Here is a 19,756-nt window from a genome sequence, read left to right as displayed (position 1 = left end):
AAAGGGTGCTAATGCACCTGGATCCAAAATGCCAAAAAGCCCCCGCCAATTAGCGGAGGCTTTTTTAGATGCGTAATAACACATATAAAAGCGCAGGCCGCGAAAATTCCACAACCTGCGCTTTAAAATCATGAATGGAAGCGAGGAATCCTATGTCTGGAAAGACAAGGTATCAGGGCAGGCGGACGTATGATATTCAATTGTGACATCACTGTGCTTAACTGATTTAGTCATGACGTTCGCCTCCTTTTCCATTGATTAATGGTAATTTTTAACTTATTTTTAAAGGTTACTACGTTTGCATATTTTTGTCAATTATGACTTTTCTAGATTATTGATGGATAATCCTATATTCTAATAAGAATGACGCAACCTAAGGAGGTTCAGCTTATGCAATGGAGAAAATATATACTCCTGGCGGTTCCCTTTTTATTATCTGCCATTTTCATCTTATTTGCCGTACCGGTCCAATATAGATTTTTATCCTTCATTCCTGTGTTTCTTTTCTGGATAGTTTATTATATTTTATTGTACCGGGAAAAGAAGAAAAAAAGATGACATCACCTTGGGGGGTTGCAAATGCAACGCCCCTTTCTTGATGGCTATGCATATAATGATCGAAAAACATTCGTGGTGAAATGTATGCTTTCCCAATATTTGCAAAAGCTGTTGAGTAAACACCCTGCCAAAACAAAACCGATCATCGATGCTGAAAGATTTGACACGCTAAAATCCCGTTTACAAAAAGAGCTCTTTCAGCCTGTTGATGAGTCAAAAGCTTTTTTCCCCGAGGAAGCCGCCCTGATAAAAAGCATTCGAACCGAAACGGCTGCCTTGAACCGGAACAATATCACAAGAACTCAAGCCTATCTTGCCTTTTACAATCGCAATCCAGAGGTTCACTGGGCCTTTTTAGCACATATGGTTTCGAGGAATGGAGGATACCATATGACTGACTTGAAAAGTTCAAACATGACCCATCTACTTGACAGAGCGGAACGGCAAAAATTTTTCCTTTTCCTTGAGCGTGCCAATTCAGCCATATTTGCAGATGCCTTCCCCCAGCTTCTTTTATATGAACATTCTAAACAAAAAGAACTTCCGCTAAGAAGGTATTTACCAGTATTCCGCATTTCAAGATTCATGGCCCCGATTTGGGAATCTTTCATCGAAGAGCCCCATTCACCCCTTTTGACAACGGCCCTTATCATTAATGAACAAAGAATGCTTCAGGAAAGGATATTAAAACGCACCCATCATGGTGAAATCCTCCGCAGGCTTGATTTTCAGCTTCAGGAATACTTAGGCTTCATGAAAGTGATCTTCCCTTATGCAAACAAGCAAAAAGGACTTCATTCCTTGACAGGACTTACCGTCGAACGCTTTGCCGACCCGAAACAGCGCATTGAAACGGGAAAATTATTATATGGGCTTCTTTTTCAGCATCCGGTGGTTTTTCGCGGAGTCGGCCATTTTACAAAAGAGATTCCCCACACGGGTTCCAGAGAGGATTATTGGGCAAGCATATATACCTCTGATGGATCCACGTCAAAAGATGATAAAATCTACAGCCCCACTCTTCATGATGCATGGAAAGATCAACTATTCTTTCCTCCCCATTCCTTTGATTGGTTCACGAATGAAAGCTACATGGAAGATTTACGAAGTTTACCAATCATTAAAAAGGAGGACCTGACCAACGAGGTGCTCGAAAATGTCAAGCAGCTCAAAACCCTTAACGGAATGAAAGCCATTTTCTAACATGATGCCTCTTACTTTGAATATCCCATCCCCCATTTGGCAAGAATGGTTAGCAAAAAGAATGGGTGAATCAAATGAGGGGCATTGTACTTTTGAATCCAAATTACAAAATCGGGGATTTACATACGGAGGAAAGCTTTGCAATCCAAAAGATCGTGACGGACAAGTATATGGAAGAGAATAATATTTCCCCGGTCATACTCAATCCGTATCAAATCCACCCTTATTACACCATCCCGCATGAGCTGCTATCCAATTTACAAAGTAAAAAAACGGGGCAAATCGATTGCCTTGTGCTTCACTCCCTGGAAACCATTGAACGTTTCAACTATATTTATCCTGAAAAATGGCTTGAGCTATGCGGATACTTCAATGGGATTATCACTGTCACGACTCAAACTCCCGTTAGGAAACATGAAGCAAAATAAAATCATGGTACTTAAGTCTCTGTAGTGAATTAGGGTTATAGTCATTAATCGTTCATGTAAAAGAGTTCTTTCCAAGTACCTTGGTTTATGTTCCCCTTTTTTTATGGAGCCCCCCAACCACGCATCCCTACTAATGATTGCCGCTGTACCGCTTCTTCCTCTATTTATCTATTATATCAATTTTCCTAATTATAAGATTACTAGGAATTATATAACTACAAAACATTCTTTTGGAAATATAGATAAATTTACGGATAAAGCATAGAAAAATAAGTTAATTTTATATATCATTGGAGATAGGAATTTTCTTATTTTTTACTTTTACTAGAAAGGAATGTTAATGATGGCCAAAGAAAAAAAGAAAAAAACCCCAATTCCTTTCCGACTGAACTTTATGTTCTTTTTAATATTCATTTTATTTTCAAGCTTAATAATCCGGCTTGGCATCGTCCAAATCGTGTATGGGGATGATTACCTCCGCGAAGTCGACCGAACGGAAAACGATGTGGCCAATACCCCCGTTCCCCGGGGCAAGATGTATGACCGGAACTTGAATCCGGTCGTTGATAATGAGCCGCGTAATGCCATCACCTATACGAAATACCCGAATACGAAAACGGCAGATATGGTGAAGACGGCAGAGGTCCTTGCCACCTTGATAGAAAAAGATACCAAAAAGGTAACCCTTCCGGATAAAAAGGATTTTTGGATTTTAAAGCATCCGAAAGAAGCCGAAGCCTTGATCACCAAGGCCGAGAAGAAGAAAGTCATCGAAAAGAAACTGGAGCAAAAAGATTTATACAAACTTCAAATGGAGCGGGTAACCGATGAGAATATCAAGGAATTCTCCAAAGATGAATTGGAAGTGATCGCCATCTTCCGGGAATTCAATAGCGGCTATGCCCTCGCACCTTCGATCGTGAAGAATAAAGATGTCACCACTAAGGAATTCGCCAGGGTCAGCGAACATTTGGATGAAATGCCAGGTGTGGATGTAACGACGGATTGGGAAAGGACCTATAAGTATGACGAGACTCTCCGCTCGGTTCTTGGCAAGGTCTCTTCTTCCGAAGAAGGCATTCCCAGTGAAAATATCGACTATTACCTGGCACGCGACTATACCAGGAATGACCGGGTCGGAAAAAGTTATATCGAAAAACAATATGAAGATGTCCTCCGCGGTCAAAAGACGCGGATTGAAAATGTGCTGAGCAAAGGGGAAGTCATCAAAACGAATACCCTCACTGAAGGGCAAAGCGGAAAAGACTTGGTCCTTACAATTGATATGGAGCTGCAGCAGCAGGTTGAAAAAATCATCGAGAACGAATTGCGCAAAACCAAGGCTAAGGGAAATACCTACCTTTTGGATCGTGCCTTCGTCGTTTTAATGGACCCGAATACAGGCGAGGTGCTCACGATGGCTGGCAGGCAATACGGCCGTAACAGTAAAACTGGATTGACCGAAATGAACGATTTTGCCCTTGGAAACATAACGACATCCTATACGATGGGGTCATCTGTCAAAGGGGCCACTGTCTATACGGGCTTTCAGACAGGAGCCATCGCACCAGGGTCAGCTTTTTTTGACAGGAAACTCCATTTAGCAGGAGCTCCTCCGAAAGGATCTTATAGTGATTTGGGTTATGTAACCGATGTCTCTGCGTTAAAGAAATCGTCGAATGTCTATATGTTCATGACGGCGATCAGAATTGCCGGCGGGCATTATATCCCTAACCGGCCGTTAGGAATCAATCGGGAAGCTTATGCCATCATGCGGAATCATTATGCCCAATTTGGATTGGGTGTCCGTACCGGAATCGACCTGCCAAATGAATCCGTAGGGTTTAAAGGCGTCGATATGTCAACAGACGGATTGCTGCTGGATTTATCGATTGGCCAGTATGATACATATACCCCTATGCAATTGGCACAGTATGTATCGACGATTGCAAATGGCGGAAAAAGGCTTGAGCCCCATATGGTCAGGGAAATCAGGAATCCATCCAACGAACACAATGAATTGGGCAGCGTCTTTAAAACGATGAGTCCTAAAGTGTTAAACGACTTAGGCGGAAAAGACGTTTGGATGCAGCGTGTCCAGGAAGGATTCAGGCAGGTCGCACAGGAGCCAGGCGGGACGGCATATAAATATTTCGGCGGGAAGTCTTACCGTGCGGCAGCAAAAACGGGTACTGCCGAGGCCTTTTATGACGGACCGCGGAGGAATCAATATAGCGCGCCAGTCCCGACTATCAATTTGACGCTTGTAGGTTATGCACCTCACAATAATCCGGAAGTGGCATTTTCTGTCGTCGTGCCATGGGTGTATCAAGGCAAGCCCTCTGATGATATTAACAAACGGATCGGGCGGGACGTAATGGACGCCTACTTTAAATTGAAGGAAAAAAGAGCAAAAGGTGAATCTGATGCAGATAAAGCAGTAGAAAGCACTCAATGATGAATACAAAAAAGGCCTGCTCGTAATCGAGCAGGCCTTTTTATGATGCCCATTCATTCCAGCTTTTGAACGAATTCCTTATAAAGGGCCCTAAGGGCATCTCCCCTGCTGATAATGCCGACGACTTTATCATTTTTGTCCACGACGGGGATTTTCTTGAAATGATGCTTGGAAAGGACCTTTATCAATTCATCTAGCGGATCTTCGGGAGATAGCTTTGTAATCCTTTTATTTTTAATGATTTGTGAGACTTTATCATTCATTTTGGATGTAACCTTTTCATCCAACTCTTCACCGGGAAGAACCGTAATGTAGGTGAAATACCCCATGATGGCTTCCTCTGCAGGTGTCAAGTAACGAAGGATATCCCCGTCCGTCACCATTCCCAATAGCTTATCCTGTTCATCCACAACGGGGACCCCGCCCACTTTATTTTCGATCAAGATCCGCAGAATTTCCTTTAATGTAAAATCAGGACGGGCTACAAAGACTTCCCTTATCATGAAATCCTTAACTAACATAATACCACCCCTTTTTTAAGTTTGTACGTTCTGTATTCATCTCTCCCTATCAATACCCTTACTTACTCTATTTAAAAACCCTTGCCGCCTGAACTGCCTTTTTCCAGCCATTATATAAATCCTTCCGTTCCTGTTCTTCCATCTCGGGTTCGAATTTCTTATCGACCGCCCATAGCTTTGAAATCTCTTCCTGACTTTCCCAATATCCGACAGCGAGCCCAGCCAAATACGCCGCTCCTAACGCTGTCGTTTCACTAATAACAGGTCTTTCGACTGGTACATTCAGGAGGCCGCTTTGGAATTCCATCAAGAAGTTGTTTTTGACAACCCCGCCATCAACCCTTAATGCCTTTAGGTTAATCCCTGAATCAATCTCCATGGCGCTAAGGACATCTTTTGTCTGGTAGGCCAATGCTTCCAATGTTGCCCGGACGAAATGCTCCTTCGATGTCCCCCTTGTCAGTCCGAATACAGCTCCCCTGACATCACTATCCCAATAAGGGGTGCCTAATCCTACAAATGCGGGAACTACATAGACACCATCGGCTGAAGTGACCCGCAAAGCATACTTTTCACTGTCTTTCGGATCATGCAAGAGTTTCAGTCCATCCCTTAACCATTGTATGGCCGAACCTGCGACAAAAATACTTCCTTCCAAGGCATATTCGACTTTTCCATTCAGCCCCCATGCAATCGTGGTCAACAGGCCATGCTCTGATTTCACTGCCTTTTCTCCTGTGTTCATCAGCATGAAGCATCCGGTGCCATACGTATTCTTAGCCATTCCTTTTTCAAAGCATTCTTGGCCGAACAATGCGGCCTGTTGATCTCCCGCCGCTCCGGCAATCGGGATTTCATGCCCAAAGAAATGATGTGGCGCTGTTTTCCCGTATATCTCCGATGAAGAACGAACGTCAGGGAGCATCGATTGCGGCACTTGCAGGATTTCCAGCAGCTCTTCGTCCCACTTCAGGTCATGAATGTTATACATCAGCGTCCTTGAAGCATTCGAATAGTCTGTTACATGTGATTTACCACCCGAAAGTTTCCATATCAGCCACGTATCGATCGTACCAAACAATAAGTCTCCGTTTTCAGCCTTTTCCCGTGCCCCATCTACATGGTCGAGAATCCATTTCACCTTTGTACCGGAAAAATATGCATCAATCAATAATCCGGTTTTCTGCAAGAATAAGCCATCGAGGCCTTCATCCTTCAATTGCATACAAATTTCGCTTGTCTGCCGGGATTGCCAGACGATGGCATGATGAATCGGCTGACCTGTTTCCTTGTCCCATACCACGGTCGTCTCCCGTTGATTCGTTATGCCAATTCCAGCGATCTGTTCAGGCCTTACATTCATTTCCGATAGACAGGAAGCGATTACCGATAAGATGGAGCCCCAAATTTCATTGGCGTTATGCTCCACCCATCCTGGATTCGGGAAGTGCTGGGTGAATTCCTTTTGGGCAATATGCAAAACTTTCCCGCTTTTATTAAATAAAATGGCCCGGGAACTTGTCGTTCCCTGGTCCAATGATAGTATGTAAGTCTCCACGGCTGTCTCCTCCTGCACTTAAGAAAAGGTTCATTTCAGCTTAAGTGTCATGCTGTTTTTTCTTTCTACATTTTACTAGATATACCCGTGAAAACAAAAAATATATAAACTACAGCAGAAAACTGAATAATATTGGCAGGTTAAGAGTTTATCTTTTACAATGAAAATAAGCGGATAGGAGGAATGGAAATTGAATAATCATGAAATAGATTTTAAGGTATATGGAGATGACATGCAGTTTGTTGAAGTGGAATTGGACCCTCAGGAAACGGTGATTGCCGAGGCTGGAAGCTTAATGATGATGGAAGATCAAATCAAGATGGAAACCATCTTTGGTGATGGGTCTTCAAATGGTGACAGCGGAATGATGGGTAAGCTATTCGGGGCCGGGAAACGGCTACTTACTGGTGAGAGTCTTTTCATGACGGCTTTTACGAATGAAGGACGAGATAAAAAACACGTTTCATTCGCATCGCCATATCCAGGTAAAATCATCCCGATGGATTTAAGCGAGCTGGGCGGGAAAATCATATGTCAAAAAGACGCATTCCTGGCGGCCGCAAAAGGCGTTTCGGTCGGAATTGAGTTTCAGAGAAAAATAGGGGCAGGCTTCTTTGGCGGTGAAGGCTTCATCATGCAAAAACTAGAAGGAGATGGAATGACCTTCGTTCATGCAGGTGGCACGATCCATAAAAAGGAATTGGCAGCAGGGGAGATTTTACGCGTCGATACAGGGTGTTTAGTGGCAATGACTAGCGGGGTAGATTATAATATTGAAACTGTAAAGGGTGTGAAAACCGCTTTGTTCGGCGGCGAAGGTTTATTCTTTGCAACATTAAAAGGACCCGGAACAGTCTGGGTGCAATCTTTGCCATTCAGCCGGCTTGCCAGTCGTGTATTTGCTGCAGCGCCGCAAAATGGAGGATCATCCGAAGAAGGCAGCGTAGCTAGAGGCTTATTCAATTTATTCAACGATAAATAAGAACCGGACCAATGGCTGCCACCCTGGCAGTCATTGATCTCTTTTGAAAAGGATGGGTAGCTACATGCAGCTTGTTAAGTGGTCCTACATGAGACGCTATAATATCAGGGCAATTTTTGATAGATTCCCGAATTCGCCTGTTATTTTCCGAAAAATAAGAGATTACTATTTTGTTTATACCGTTCACTGGACAGCTGCCGATGCCCCTATCGGCATAAAAGAGCTTGAAGAAATGGAACAGCTGCTCAACCGTGAGCTCGGGACTGAACTGCAATATCTCTACCGAAAAAAATGAGTTACTCCTCGTACATCATTTTTCTTGTCATGCCTCCATCGACGATAAGATCCTCACCCGTAACGAAATTATTTTCCGTTGCCGTCAAATAAAGACAGGCCCTTGCAATATCGTCCGGTTTGCCAACCCGATTGGAAAAATGCTGCAGGTGATCTTCATCCCTCAGCGATTCATAATCTCCCGTTTCAATCCACCCCGGTGAAATCGAATTGACCGTAATTTTCTCTTTGCCCAAAGAAGCGGCAAGTGCATGTGTCAGTGCTTTGATCCCTCCTTTGGTTGCTGCATAGGATTCCGAATCAGGCTCAGACATCATCGCTCTGGTTGAGGCTATATTGATGATCGCACCTCCCATTTCATTTTTCCGCATCGATTCTGCCGCGGCCCGGGAACAAAGGAAAACACTGCGCAAATTCGTATTCATCATATCGTCCCATTCCCCTATCGTCAGATCATAAAGCGATTTGAATAATGCCTTTCCTGCATTATTGATTAATATATCAATGGTCTTATATGTTTTTAGAGTTACATCCATCAATTGTTGAATGTCAGCTTCCTTGCGTACATCCGTTTTAACGAACATGGCTTCATGACCGTTACTTTTGAGCTCTTCCACACACAGAAGCCCTTCCCGCTCGTCCAAATCTGCGAGAACTACTGATGCGCCGCTTTCTGCATATCCCTTTGCCACGCCTCTCCCTATCCCATTCGAAGCACCTGTTACAATCACCGTTTTATTTTTGAAACCCATTATTCCAACCTCACTTTCACAGCCGCTTTTCCCTATCATAATATCCAATCCGCTCCACTTCAAACAATTTTGAGCTATCTAAAAATCCTTTTCTTCCCATCAATAATCGCAGGACCCTTATATTTTTGTAGCTGCCCTAAAGTGATGTATGATAGATGGTAACAACAAGAATGAACTAGAGTGAAAGGCATCCGCTATTATCTTTCTTACAGTGTAAAAATTTATATTGGAGGAATGTAAAAATGGACTTATTAAAAAATGTGTTTTCTTTAGGATTAGGTGCAGCCGCTGCTACAAAAGAGCAAATTGAAAAAGCGGTGGACTCTCTTGTCAAAAAAGGCGATATCAGCAAAGAAGACTCCAAGATCCTTATTAAGCAATGGGTCGAAAAAGGGGAGCAAGCCCAAAAGCAGCTGGACGATTCCGTCAAGGCCAAAGTCAATCAAGCGCTCAATGGCCTAAACTTGGCAACTAAAGAAGAAGTCGAGGAATTGGAGCGCCGCATCGTAATTTTGGAGAAACAGAACCAAAACTTACAACCGTGACAGGAGGTACTTGAATGTTTCGCAAGCGACTGAAACACGCACATCGTTACCAAGAAATCATTAATGCCTTTTTGAAAAATGGGTTTGGTTACTTCATCTATCGCCTGGGATTATCCGAGAGTAAAGCGGGATCGAAACTCCAAACCGATGAAAACCTGAACCTCCGCTCAATCGGAGAGCGGCTGCATACGATATTACAAAGCTTGGGACCTACATTCATTAAACTTGGGCAGATTGCAAGTACGAGGCGTGATTTCGTTCCTGAAGAAATCGTCCGCGAGCTTGAAAAGTTACAGGACCAGGTCACCCCCTTTCCATTTGATAGGGTCCGTAAAATTGTCGAGGCCGAATTGGGTGATTCTTTGGAAAACATTTTCCTTGAATTTAATGAAACCCCACTGGCAACCGCTTCGATTGGACAGGTCCATACAGCTCGGCTTCCATCACTGGAAGTCGTAGCAATCAAAGTGCAGCGGCCAGATATTCTTCCGACTGTGGAAACGGATTTGGAAATTCTCGATGATTTGGCAAGACTTATGGAAGCACGCATATCTTGGGCAAGACGCTACCAAATCAGAAAAATGATCGATGAATTCGCTAAATCACTCCGCGCAGAACTTGATTATAACTCCGAGGGTCGAAACGGGGAAAGAATAGCCAAGCAATTCATCGATGATCAAGGGTTTAAGGTACCAAGGATTCATTGGGAGTTTTCCACAAAAAGGGTCCTGACAATGGATTTCATTCAGGGAATTAAGATCAATCATTATAAACAGCTTGATGATGAAGGTTATGATCGCCGGCAAATCGCGGAAAGATTAGCGAACTCCATGCTTCATCAAATATTGATCGATGGCTTTTACCACGGTGATCCCCACCCAGGCAATATCATCATATTGCCTGGAAATGTCGTCGCACTCATGGATTTTGGAATGGTGGGACGTCTTGAGGAAGAAACGAAATATCAGTTCGCCTCGCTTGTCATCAATCTGAAACGCGGAAGCACCAATGGATTGATCAAGACGCTTTCAGATATGGGTCTCTTGACGGACGAAATCGATATGGCCCCATTAAGGGAGGATATTGATGAACTGCGAAATAAATATTATGATATCCCATTGAGCCAAATCAGCTTAGGCGGAGCAGTCAATGACCTGTTCACGGTTGCCAATCGTCACCAGGTCCAAATCCCACCCGAATTCACGATGCTCGGCAAGGCTCTTCTTACCATGGAGGCAATTGTCGAAGGATTAGATCCGAATTTCAGCATCATGAAGGCAGCTGAACCTTTTGGGGAAAGGCTTTTTAAAGAACGCTACAACCCAAAAAACATTGCGAAGAACGCCTGGAATCAATTCATCGAGTCTGCTGAAGCCATTGCCGAACTGCCCAAGGATATCAGGGAAGTGACAGGTATCATTAAAAAAGGGAAATTGCGGCTCGATATCAACATCCCCGAACTTCAAGTTTTTTTACATAAGCTTGATCAAATCTCGAACCGGCTGTCGTTCAGTATCATCCTGCTTGCATTCAGCATAATCATGGTCGGTCTCATTATCGGTTCTGCAATAGGCGGGGAAACCTTGATCCTTTGGAAGATACCGGTTATCGAAATTGGTTTTGTCGTTGCAACCCTGATGTTCTTACTCATGCTCTACACTATTTTCAGATCCGGAAAAATGTAACACACTTAAAACGGGATTCAGATTGGTCTCATCCCGAACGTGGAGTAGGAGGCACTGGAAACCATAGCCTAAGAACCAACGGTAAGCCATATTTGTTTCAACATCTTTAGTTGTTTTACGCATTGAACGAATTCCGAAGCCATATTGAATGAAAGTCAATGTACAAGCAAAAAAAATGTAGACAAACCCGATTTTCATCGAGTTTGTCTACATTCAAGGGAACCCCTTTGGAATAGGGGGTTTTTCTTGATTTGATTCATTGGTTATTTATCCGACGTTCATATGAAACGGCATACGCACTATGGCGAAAATGCAAGATCCGGTCTTCCGAGCATTCGATTCCTTCAGGAATATTGGTTGGATCAAACAATAATGTATCTTTACACACTTCCGATTTTTTGGAGATCATTAAATGCCCTATCGTGATTACCTGTTTATCTTCCGACCAAGCTGTAGTCGGATCGTCAGTCGGGTCATTTTCCCCACCTATTTGGATGTTCAATTTAAAGCCCACCGGTCCTTCTTTAAGCCTCTTTTCCATTTCTTCATCCAGATACTCCGGCGAATGCTCGGCCACCTCCCCTTTTTCTAACATACTAAGGCCGGCATCTGGCACCCACTCATACTTGATTGCCTGCCGCCTTCCTTCCTTGTTAATGAAATAGAATGCGTGAATGGAGTAATATTGGCACGTTGAAAAACTGGCTGGAGAACGCATTTCTTTAAGCATTTGCAGGCTTGCCTTGCTTTCAGGGTATTTCCACAGGATTTTTGCAAGCTCTTTCAGATTGGGGAAACCTTCCTTTGCAGATTGGAAAAAGCCAGCAATATCAACAAACGCTTGCGGTGTTTTCGCAAAGAATAACGGAATGGTCACAGTAATAAGATCTGACACCTTTCCATTCGGCAAATGAAACTTGACTGCCATGCCCTTTACAGGGGAAATGGCATCAGGATGGCTTGGAATCGGTGAGCTATTTGAAAACCGAATGATCACCGGCACGGCTTCATCCTGTAGATGCGAAGCCACCGTTAATGGGGACGCTTTTCCGTTTGGGGTAAAAACCCCCTCATAAACATATCCCCTTGCATGCACACGCCGATAACCAGGATGTGTTCCTGCTACATTTTCAATCACATTTACTGCTTCCCTGGCCAGTTCAGGTTTGTAGTCGTCGGTTCCTTCCATGATACTCACCCCACCTTTTCAGATTATTATCCATTATTACATGTACCCCATATTCCATTAGCTTATTCTTTCTTGAATCACCGAAAGCATTGATTGCAAAAAAAACACCTGGCGCTGCAAACATATGTCATATCTATATGGACACGTGATTTTATCCTTTAATTCTAGAAACATTCAAAATGATCGGCATATACAGATCTCTTTTACTTCCACTATAAAAATACTCATTCCTGTTCCGGCTCCACCTGTGAAAGGATCACATGGGTAACCGTTGCTGCAAAAGGAATGGTCCGATTGATGAATTCCTCCACTTCTTCAAGGCTCCGAGTGTGGATTTTCAGCATAAAGCAAGCCTGCCCGGCAATGCGATAACAAAAGTCCACATTCGGCACCTTGGAGATATACTTTTTGAATTTCTCATATTCCCCATTTTTTATCGTAGCTTCCACGATACACTCAATTGGAAAACCGATCTTTTTATGATCAATCTCGGCAACATACCCTTTAATGATCCCGAACGACTCCATTTGCCGAACCCGATCGGCAACAGTGGGGGCCGAGAGGTTTACTTTCTTTGCCAATTCCCTCATGGAGATTCGGCTATTCAACGTTAATTCGGCAAGGATGCTCTGGTCTTTCTCATCTATTTTCATTTTTAAATTATTCCCCTTTTTCTCTTTACATTCGTTCATTATTAAACCAAATTTCTTTACAAACGGAATTAAAATTCCTGGATTTTTATATTAGGATTATCTCAAAGGAGAGATGTTCATGACAAGAATAAAAAAATCATCACAGGGCTCCAGTCCATTTCAAAGATTATTTCATTCTGAAGAGATTTCGCATAAATGGTCGGACCTCTCAGATTGCATATCTGCAGATGGGAAACTTTCGGAGAAATTGAAGGAAAACGTCAGAAGGGTGCTGGCATACGGTAATGGCTGCTCATACTGCCAGGCAAAAGGGACTCCGCTAAAGCCGGAAGATATGAAAGAAAGCTATGCAATTGCCTTTGCGGAAGTATTTCTCTTGCAACGTGAAAAAACGGAGGAAAAGTTTTTCCAAGTATTGAAGGAAGTGTTCAGTGATGAAGAAATTTCTGAACTATTGGCATTCATTTGTTTTACAACCGCCCAGCAATATTTCGGGGCTTTGATGGATTTAAAATAACACAAAAAAAGGAACAGGCCTTCCGCCTCGTTCCTTTCTGTAAAAAACCTGCATTCTACCCTTCATTAGTTTGAACGATACCGAACCCCTTTACCAGCATCAGTTGAATGACCGCCTAGGATTTCGCACCATGATCCTCCATTTCATTGATCCTTGGAAGAATGGAGCGGGAAGGTACCGGGGATGTCAAAACCACAGATGTATTCAGATGTCCATAGGGTATTAATCGATCTATCAGTAATCTCATGCTGTCCATATCAGCTAAAGCCGCTTTCAAAAAATATCCAACTGTTCCTGTTACACGGTGGCACTCGATAATGTCTAAATCATTTTTCACTAATTGCTCAAAATCGGAAACAGGAACCTTAAGTTCACTCACCTGAATGAACACAAGTACACCCCTTCCTATTGCCAAAGGGGAAACCCTTGCGCTGAACCCCTCAATGATCCCCTTTTCTTGAAGTCGGTACATTCGTTCAGAGATGCTAGGTCGACTGAGAGCCAATTTCTTCGATAGTTCACTAATCGTAATACGTCCATCTTTTTGTAAAAGTTCCAGTAAACTGACATCTATTTCATCCATGAAGCAACCGCCTTTCATAATGAAGGAATATAAGCATATATTTCTTTAAAATGTTGTATGGATAGCGAAAAATACGTTCTTTTTTGTATGTAATTTTAACAGTTAATATTCTATCATTAAAATAATCAAATAGAAAAAGAAAATTCAGAACTTTACCAAAGGGAGGAACCTGCATTGACCTTTACGAAAATCCCGGTTCGACAAAACATCGAAAGCATTAGCCCATATGTTTCCGGCAAACCAATTGAAGAAGTTCAACGTGAACTTGGTCTTGAAACGATCGTTAAATTGGCATCCAATGAGAACCCATTCGGTTACTCACCTCTAGCAAAAGAAGCCATGCTTAACGAAATGGAGCAAACCTCCTTTTACCCTGAAGGCATGGCGCCTGCATTAGCTGAAAAACTGGCAAGAAACTTGAATATCAATAAAGATCATATCATTTTGGGCAATGGATCTGATGAAGTGATACGTTTGTTGACACGAACCTATATCCAACAAAATGATGAAGTCATCATGGCTGATGTGACATTTCCACGCTATGAAACGAATGTATTGATTGACGGCGGCACACCTGTAAAGATTCCTCTTACCAATGGTGTACATGACCTTCAGGGTATGTATGAAGCCATAACAGAAAAAACGAGAATGATATTCGTCTGTAATCCCAATAATCCGACAGGAACGATCGTTCAAAAAGAAAAGTTACGCTCCTTCATCGAGAAGGTGCCGAAGCATATTTTACTGATCGTTGATGAAGCATACTATGAATATGTCGATGATGCAGAATATTTAGAAACCTTACCGCTTCTCAATATGCATTCAAATCTGGTTATCTTACGCACTTTTTCAAAGATTTATGGACTGGCTGCTTTAAGGATCGGATACGGTTTAATGGATGCTTCCATCATACAAGAGCTAGTTAAAGTGAAGGAACCCTTCAATACCAATCGTTTGGCACAGGCTGCGGCATTCGCTTCCCTCGACGACCATCCATTTGTTGAGAATTGTGTTCGTAAGAATGAGGAAGGAAGAAGATATTTAGAAAATGAACTAAGCAAGATGGGTTTGACATTCTTCCCTTCACATGCCAACTTCTTGATGGTTAAATTGAACCAGCCTGGCAAGGACATTTTTGAGAAGTTATTAATTCAGGGTGTCATCATCCGTTCAGGTCATTTGCTAGGCTATGAAAATACCATCCGCGTGACAATCGGCACTCCGCTTGAGAACGAGAGATTCATAGCATCCTTACAACAAATAATCAAGAAAACATCTGGAGATGACCAATCGAAATGAAGTTGCAGAATATCAGTGATCAGTAATGAAAGATACGACATGGACGCCTTTGCCATGTCGTATCTTTTATGCGGATTTATTTAGCGATATTTTTTTCTATTATAGGTGTTTCCTGTTTGTCCACTCTTTTAAATTTAAAAATTGAAATCAAGATTAAGGCAGCCAACACAATCAGGCAAGTAATGATACTGATTCGATTCTGATCACTGAATACGAACGTGACACAAATGATGCTTAACGTAATTACGGTAAACAAGGTTATATATGGAAATCCCCACAATTTAAAACTGGGAGCTTTGGGATATGAATTGCGAAGTTTAAGCTGCGCTAAACAGATGCTGATCCATACAAGTGATACTACAAAACCCGGAAACGCCATTAATAGAGTAAATGCCTTGTCCTGGGCAACGAAAGTAATCATGGAGCCGACGACCAATACACCTGCACTTAATAGCAAACTGTACAAGGGAACGCCATTTTTTGATACATAAGAGAACGACTTGGGAGCTTCCCCTTCTGCAGCTAAAGAATGCAGCATTCGGGTACACCCATATATTCCAGAGTTAGCGGCTGATAAGACGGCCGTAATCAAAATGAAATTCATGATATGTGCAGATTCCTGAAAACCTGACATTGACAAAACCTGTACAAACGGACTTGCCTGGTCGCCAATTTCATTCCACGGAATCAAACCGCAGATTACAAGTATCGGTAAGGTGAAGAATAATACAACTCTCCAAATATAGTTTTTAATGACCTTAGGTAAAATGCGTTCTGCATCCTTTGCTTCCGTTACCGTCACCCCTATTAACTCGGAACCGCCATAGGAGAACATGACGATCAGTAATGCCGAAAAGATGGACATCCACCCATTCGGGAAAAATCCTCCATGCCCTGTGAAGTTTTGCAGATAATTAGATCCGCCGCTTGGGATCACACCAAATAAAATACAGGCTCCCAATATGATGAATAAGATGATCATTGTAATTTTAATGCCGGCAAACCAAAATTCGAATTCACCATAATTTTTGACATTCATCATGTTAATCCCAATGATGAAGGCCGCACACCCTAAACTTAATATCCATAGCGGGATTGCAGGGAGCCAATACTGCAAAAAGCTTCCTGCCACCACTACCTCAATGACACAAACGGACAGCCACATAAAACAATACATCCAGCCTACGATGAAGGAAAGGCGCTTACCGAATGCTTTCTGAACGAAGCCTTTCATATTCGTATTTGGATAGACAATTGCCATTTCCGCTATGGCACCCATGACTACTAGCAATAACAATCCTGCAAAAATATAAGTGAATATGACTCCTGGCCCTGCTAACGATATGGTTTCGGCACTTCCTTTAAAAATCCCAGTACCTATTGCCCCTCCCATTGCCATCATGCTAATATGCCTCGGCAATAATTTCTTTTGCAATGACCCACCATTTGACTCCATTACATTTGCCTCCTTCATTCCATAATTTTCTCGTATAAATTAAACCCATTTAATCGTTGAATGGCGAATAGATTTGTTATCTCATCAACCGTTATGGTTTAGGAGTGGAAGGATCCAAAGCTTATTGAAAACTCTATACTTCCCAAAGTAAAAATGATATCAATATGCCGATGGTTTTACAAGAGGGAATCATTGCAGGCCAATACAGCCCCTGTTTGGTCAAACGCCGGGACATAATTCCAAATGGAGTGAATTTACTGATAGCCTTGCCTTTCGGGTCTTTGACTCCATTAAGATAAAACATTCTAATCGGGGACTACATTGGTAATCCCCATGAATTTACCTTTTCCTATTTATTTACGATGTGAATTGCATGTCCCAAAACTGCTTCAGCCGCTTCCAGCCACCCCTCGGTCAAGGTCGGATGAGGATGCATGCTGAGGGCTATATCTTCGACCCGAGCCGCCAGCTCAAGGGCAAGGACCCCTTCACCTATAAGGTTGGAAGCATCAGCACCTACCATATGCATTCCAAGCAATATATGACTATTGGCATCCACGATGACTTCTACAAACCCCTCCGTTTCATTCGTTACAAGCGCCCTTCCGTTGGCACTGAACGGAAATTTGCCAACCTTTACGCTGTATCCCTGTTGTTCAGCTTCTTCACGGCTTAAACCAACACCAGCTATTTGTGGTTCCGAGAAGATTACATAGGGAATATAAGGCGAGTCAACGGCACTTGGCAGCCCCGCTATCACTTCAGCTGCCACGATTCCCTGTTTGGACGCTCGATGGGCAAGTGCCGGACCAGGCGTAGTATCACCGATGGCAAAGATGTGCGGCACATTTGTACGGCATTCCATATCCACTGCTATATGGCCTTTCTCACCAACCGTCACTCCAGCCCGATTCAGGCCAATTTCTTCCGTGTTAGGAATCCTTCCAATTGTAACCAGGGTCTTTTCGCTCACGACCGCTTCCGCACCCTGTTCTTCCGAGGAAACAAGAAGGTGCACTTGACCATCCACTACACTCGCTTTCTCTACCCTCGAGGATGTTTTGATATTGATCCCGAGCTTCTTGGCATTCCGGGTGACGTCCTTTACCAGGTTTTCAGCAACTTGAGGGAGTATGCGATTGGCCATCTCAATGATGGTCACTTTAGTCCCTAACTTTGCAAATGCCATACCCAGCTCGATTCCAATATATCCTCCGCCAATGATCGACAAGCTCGCTGGAACTTCATTCAGCTGCAAAGATGATGTTGAATCCAATATATATTCTCCATCGACTTTTATGAAGGATGGAATGAAAGGCCTGGACCCTGTCGCAATAATTGCCTGTTCAAACTTGTAGGTTTCAAAATCGCCACCGGTTTCAACTCCAATGCGGTCATCAGATAAAAAAGTTGCTTGGCCTTTAACCACCGTCACTCCGTTTTCCTTACACAAATGGGCAATACCATGCCCCAACTGGGATATGATGCCCCCTTTCCAATCCTGCCAAACCCCCAAGTTCATAGTGGTTCTTTCCTGAGGCAGCCGGATTCCCATTTTCCCTAAATCGTTAAGCCCATGGTATTGATCAGCTGCGTGAATCAATGCTTTTGAAGGTATACAGCCCCGATTAAGGCAGACCCCGCCCAACTTATCCTTTTCAACCAGCACGACAGATTTACCTAACTGGCCGAGACGGATAGCCGCAGCATATCCTCCCGGACCTCCTCCCATGATGACAACATCCGTCTCAACAGCAACTTCCCCTACTACCATTTATCTCATCTCCACAACTAAACGAATTGGATTTTCCAGCAATTCCTTGATTTTATTGGTAAAGTGCACCGCTGTTACCCCATCAATCAAACGATGATCGAAAGAAAGAGACATATTCATCATTAAACGGATAACACCTTCCAAATCGCGAACGACCATGCGATGTTCCATTTTATGCAAAGCTAATATGGCAGCTTCCGGATAGTTAATGATCGGGGTAGCGTGCATCCCTCCGATCGGTCCTACATTGCTGATGGTAAATGTACTGCCTGTGATTTGGTTTATACTCAACTTCCCTTCACGGGCTTGGGTTGCCAATTGCCTGATTTCATCAGCCAGTTGGAAAATGGTTTTTTGATCGGCATGTTTGATCACAGGAACAATGAGACCCTCTTTTGTATTCGTCGCAATCCCAATATGATAATAATTTTTCAGGATGATTTCATTGGTTCTTTCATCAATTGAAGCATTTAATGTTTTGAACTCCTTTAAAGCGATGACAATGGCTTTAACGAAAAACGGCAAAAAAGTCAATTTTATATCCTTATCATCTGAGTACTCCTTTAATTGACTTTTAAATTCCTTCAATCGGTCCATTTCCAATTCATCTACATGCGTTACATGAGGAATGGTCGAAACGGACTTTACCATATGTTCAGCGATTTTTTTACGAATGCCTTTAAGCGGAATCCGCTCTTCCCGCTCATTTTCCAAACCATTTGCCAGTACGGCATCCTTCATCGGCGCCATCTCTTGACCAGTCTTGTCATCATGCTGTTTGGCATCTTCCCGTGTAATCGAATCATTTTCTTTAAACTGCTTCAGGTCACTTTCGGTAATTCGCCCAGCCGGACCGGAACCTTTAACCTTCTCGATATCAATCTTCATTTCCCTGGCCATTTGACGCACGAATGGGGTTGCCAACGCACGCACTGCCTGATGGTGCTGTTTAGTCGTAATATGCTCCTCATTTACTTTTACATCACCGGATTGCCCGACTTGGTTTTCCTCTTCACTAATGTTTGTATCCGGAACTGGCACATCGTTCTCTTCCTGTATTGTGAATATAGTGGTTCCCACTTCCACGATATCCCCAACGGAAAAAAATATTTTCTTGACCACTCCCGCTGCCGGGGCTGTCAATTCCGCATTGACTTTATCCGTTTGCACCTCAACAATGGGTTGGTCCTGTTTTACCGCATCCCCTTCTTTGATGAGCCATTGGATAATTTCCCCTTCATGCATCCCTTCCCCTACATCAGGAAGTTTAAATTCCATCATGCGTCATCCTCCTTCTCTTT

Annotated in this window: 19 protein-coding genes and 1 pseudogene; 10 read left to right on the top strand and 10 right to left on the bottom strand. The window is 43.0% G+C overall.

Features of this window, described 5'->3' with window-relative positions; translation table 11 throughout:
- Positions 1-390: 390 nt before the first annotated feature.
- From ACJ9PY_RS05585 to ACJ9PY_RS05570, 4 genes are all read left to right on the top strand, one after another.
- Complete coding sequence (locus ACJ9PY_RS05585) at positions 391-558, top strand: hypothetical protein (RefSeq protein ID WP_153246154.1); 168 nt, start codon at positions 391-393, stop codon at positions 556-558.
- A gap of 21 nt (positions 559-579) precedes the next feature.
- On the top strand, positions 580-1,761 hold the full coding sequence (locus tag ACJ9PY_RS05580) for a DUF2515 family protein (protein ID WP_411739624.1): 1,182 nt from the start codon (positions 580-582) through the stop codon (positions 1,759-1,761).
- Positions 1,762-1,835: 74 nt separating this feature from the next.
- A complete protein-coding gene (locus ACJ9PY_RS05575; RefSeq protein WP_057275766.1) occupies positions 1,836-2,189 on the top strand; it encodes a hypothetical protein in 354 nt (117 codons plus the stop codon).
- A 343-nt stretch (positions 2,190-2,532) separates the two neighbouring features.
- Positions 2,533-4,647, top strand: coding sequence for a penicillin-binding protein 2 (locus tag ACJ9PY_RS05570; RefSeq protein WP_336059052.1), 2,115 nt, complete (start codon positions 2,533-2,535; stop codon positions 4,645-4,647).
- A 53-nt stretch (positions 4,648-4,700) separates the two neighbouring features.
- Here ACJ9PY_RS05570 and ACJ9PY_RS05565 read toward each other — a convergent pair whose 3' ends face one another.
- Complete coding sequence (locus tag ACJ9PY_RS05565) at positions 4,701-5,168, bottom strand: CBS domain-containing protein (protein WP_053534045.1); 468 nt, start codon at positions 5,166-5,168, stop codon at positions 4,701-4,703.
- A gap of 67 nt (positions 5,169-5,235) precedes the next feature.
- The gene (glpK, locus tag ACJ9PY_RS05560; protein ID WP_411739623.1) at positions 5,236-6,726 is read right to left on the bottom strand and encodes a glycerol kinase GlpK; all 1,491 of its coding nucleotides are present in this window, start codon (positions 6,724-6,726) and stop codon (positions 5,236-5,238) included.
- A 190-nt stretch (positions 6,727-6,916) separates the two neighbouring features.
- Between glpK and ACJ9PY_RS05555 the strand changes: the two genes are divergently transcribed.
- Together ACJ9PY_RS05555 and ACJ9PY_RS05550 are read left to right on the top strand one after the other, a co-directional pair.
- Complete coding sequence (locus ACJ9PY_RS05555; protein ID WP_057275762.1) at positions 6,917-7,708, top strand: TIGR00266 family protein; 792 nt, start codon at positions 6,917-6,919, stop codon at positions 7,706-7,708.
- Between the two features lie 88 nt (positions 7,709-7,796).
- Positions 7,797-8,003 carry a hypothetical protein gene (locus ACJ9PY_RS05550; protein ID WP_231892219.1) on the top strand — a complete coding sequence of 69 codons (207 nt, stop codon included), beginning with the start codon at positions 7,797-7,799 and terminating at the stop codon, positions 8,001-8,003.
- A 1-nt stretch (position 8,004) separates the two neighbouring features.
- Here ACJ9PY_RS05550 and ACJ9PY_RS05545 read toward each other — a convergent pair whose 3' ends face one another.
- Positions 8,005-8,754 carry a glucose 1-dehydrogenase gene (locus ACJ9PY_RS05545; RefSeq protein WP_400450729.1) on the bottom strand — a complete coding sequence of 250 codons (750 nt, stop codon included), beginning with the start codon at positions 8,752-8,754 and terminating at the stop codon, positions 8,005-8,007.
- A 242-nt stretch (positions 8,755-8,996) separates the two neighbouring features.
- On the opposite strand from ACJ9PY_RS05545, the gene ACJ9PY_RS05540 reads away from it, so the two are divergent.
- Together ACJ9PY_RS05540 and ACJ9PY_RS05535 are read left to right on the top strand one after the other, a co-directional pair.
- Positions 8,997-9,299, top strand: coding sequence for a phasin family protein (locus ACJ9PY_RS05540; RefSeq protein WP_098187558.1), 303 nt, complete (start codon positions 8,997-8,999; stop codon positions 9,297-9,299).
- Between the two features lie 14 nt (positions 9,300-9,313).
- Positions 9,314-10,984: an ABC1 kinase family protein gene (locus ACJ9PY_RS05535; RefSeq protein ID WP_411739622.1), complete on the top strand. Its 1,671-nt coding sequence runs from the start codon at positions 9,314-9,316 to the stop codon at positions 10,982-10,984.
- Positions 10,985-11,023: 39 nt separating this feature from the next.
- Here the strand turns inward: ACJ9PY_RS05535 and ACJ9PY_RS05530 are convergent.
- From ACJ9PY_RS05530 to ACJ9PY_RS05520, 3 genes and pseudogenes are all read right to left on the bottom strand, one after another.
- A pseudogene (locus ACJ9PY_RS05530) lies at positions 11,024-11,143 on the bottom strand (transposase); the annotation flags it as partial.
- A gap of 97 nt (positions 11,144-11,240) precedes the next feature.
- A complete protein-coding gene (locus tag ACJ9PY_RS05525) occupies positions 11,241-12,173 on the bottom strand; it encodes a catalase family peroxidase (RefSeq protein ID WP_095392762.1) in 933 nt (310 codons plus the stop codon).
- Between the two features lie 224 nt (positions 12,174-12,397).
- Complete coding sequence (locus ACJ9PY_RS05520) at positions 12,398-12,826, bottom strand: Lrp/AsnC family transcriptional regulator (protein WP_098187564.1); 429 nt, start codon at positions 12,824-12,826, stop codon at positions 12,398-12,400.
- Between the two features lie 118 nt (positions 12,827-12,944).
- On the opposite strand from ACJ9PY_RS05520, the gene ACJ9PY_RS05515 reads away from it, so the two are divergent.
- Positions 12,945-13,343, top strand: coding sequence for a hypothetical protein (locus ACJ9PY_RS05515; protein ID WP_057275758.1), 399 nt, complete (start codon positions 12,945-12,947; stop codon positions 13,341-13,343).
- Between the two features lie 115 nt (positions 13,344-13,458).
- On the opposite strand, the gene ACJ9PY_RS05510 is transcribed toward ACJ9PY_RS05515, so the two are convergent.
- Entirely contained in the window at positions 13,459-13,926 is a 468-nt protein-coding gene (locus ACJ9PY_RS05510) for an Lrp/AsnC family transcriptional regulator (RefSeq protein WP_034314805.1), read from the bottom strand.
- 174 nt (positions 13,927-14,100) lie between these two features.
- Here ACJ9PY_RS05510 and hisC point away from each other — a divergent pair, with 174 nt between their 5' ends.
- Complete coding sequence (gene hisC, locus ACJ9PY_RS05505; RefSeq protein WP_106026670.1) at positions 14,101-15,225, top strand: histidinol-phosphate transaminase; 1,125 nt, start codon at positions 14,101-14,103, stop codon at positions 15,223-15,225.
- 76 nt (positions 15,226-15,301) lie between these two features.
- On the opposite strand, the gene ACJ9PY_RS05500 is transcribed toward hisC, so the two are convergent.
- The 3 genes from ACJ9PY_RS05500 to ACJ9PY_RS05490 all read right to left on the bottom strand — a co-directional run bounded on the left by ACJ9PY_RS05500 (position 15,302) and on the right by ACJ9PY_RS05490 (position 19,736).
- On the bottom strand, positions 15,302-16,681 hold the full coding sequence (locus tag ACJ9PY_RS05500) for an amino acid permease (protein ID WP_411739621.1): 1,380 nt from the start codon (positions 16,679-16,681) through the stop codon (positions 15,302-15,304).
- A gap of 349 nt (positions 16,682-17,030) precedes the next feature.
- Entirely contained in the window at positions 17,031-18,455 is a 1,425-nt protein-coding gene (gene lpdA / locus ACJ9PY_RS05495) for a dihydrolipoyl dehydrogenase (protein ID WP_411739620.1), read from the bottom strand.
- Positions 18,456-19,736, bottom strand: coding sequence for a dihydrolipoamide acetyltransferase family protein (locus ACJ9PY_RS05490; RefSeq protein WP_411739619.1), 1,281 nt, complete (start codon positions 19,734-19,736; stop codon positions 18,456-18,458).
- Positions 19,737-19,756 lie beyond the last annotated feature (20 nt).

The organism is Peribacillus sp. S4 (assembly GCF_046715815.1).
Lineage (GTDB): Bacteria > Bacillota > Bacilli > Bacillales > DSM-1321 > Peribacillus > Peribacillus frigoritolerans.
Note: the sequence above shows the minus strand (reverse complement) of the source record. Positions and strands in the feature narration are given on the sequence as shown.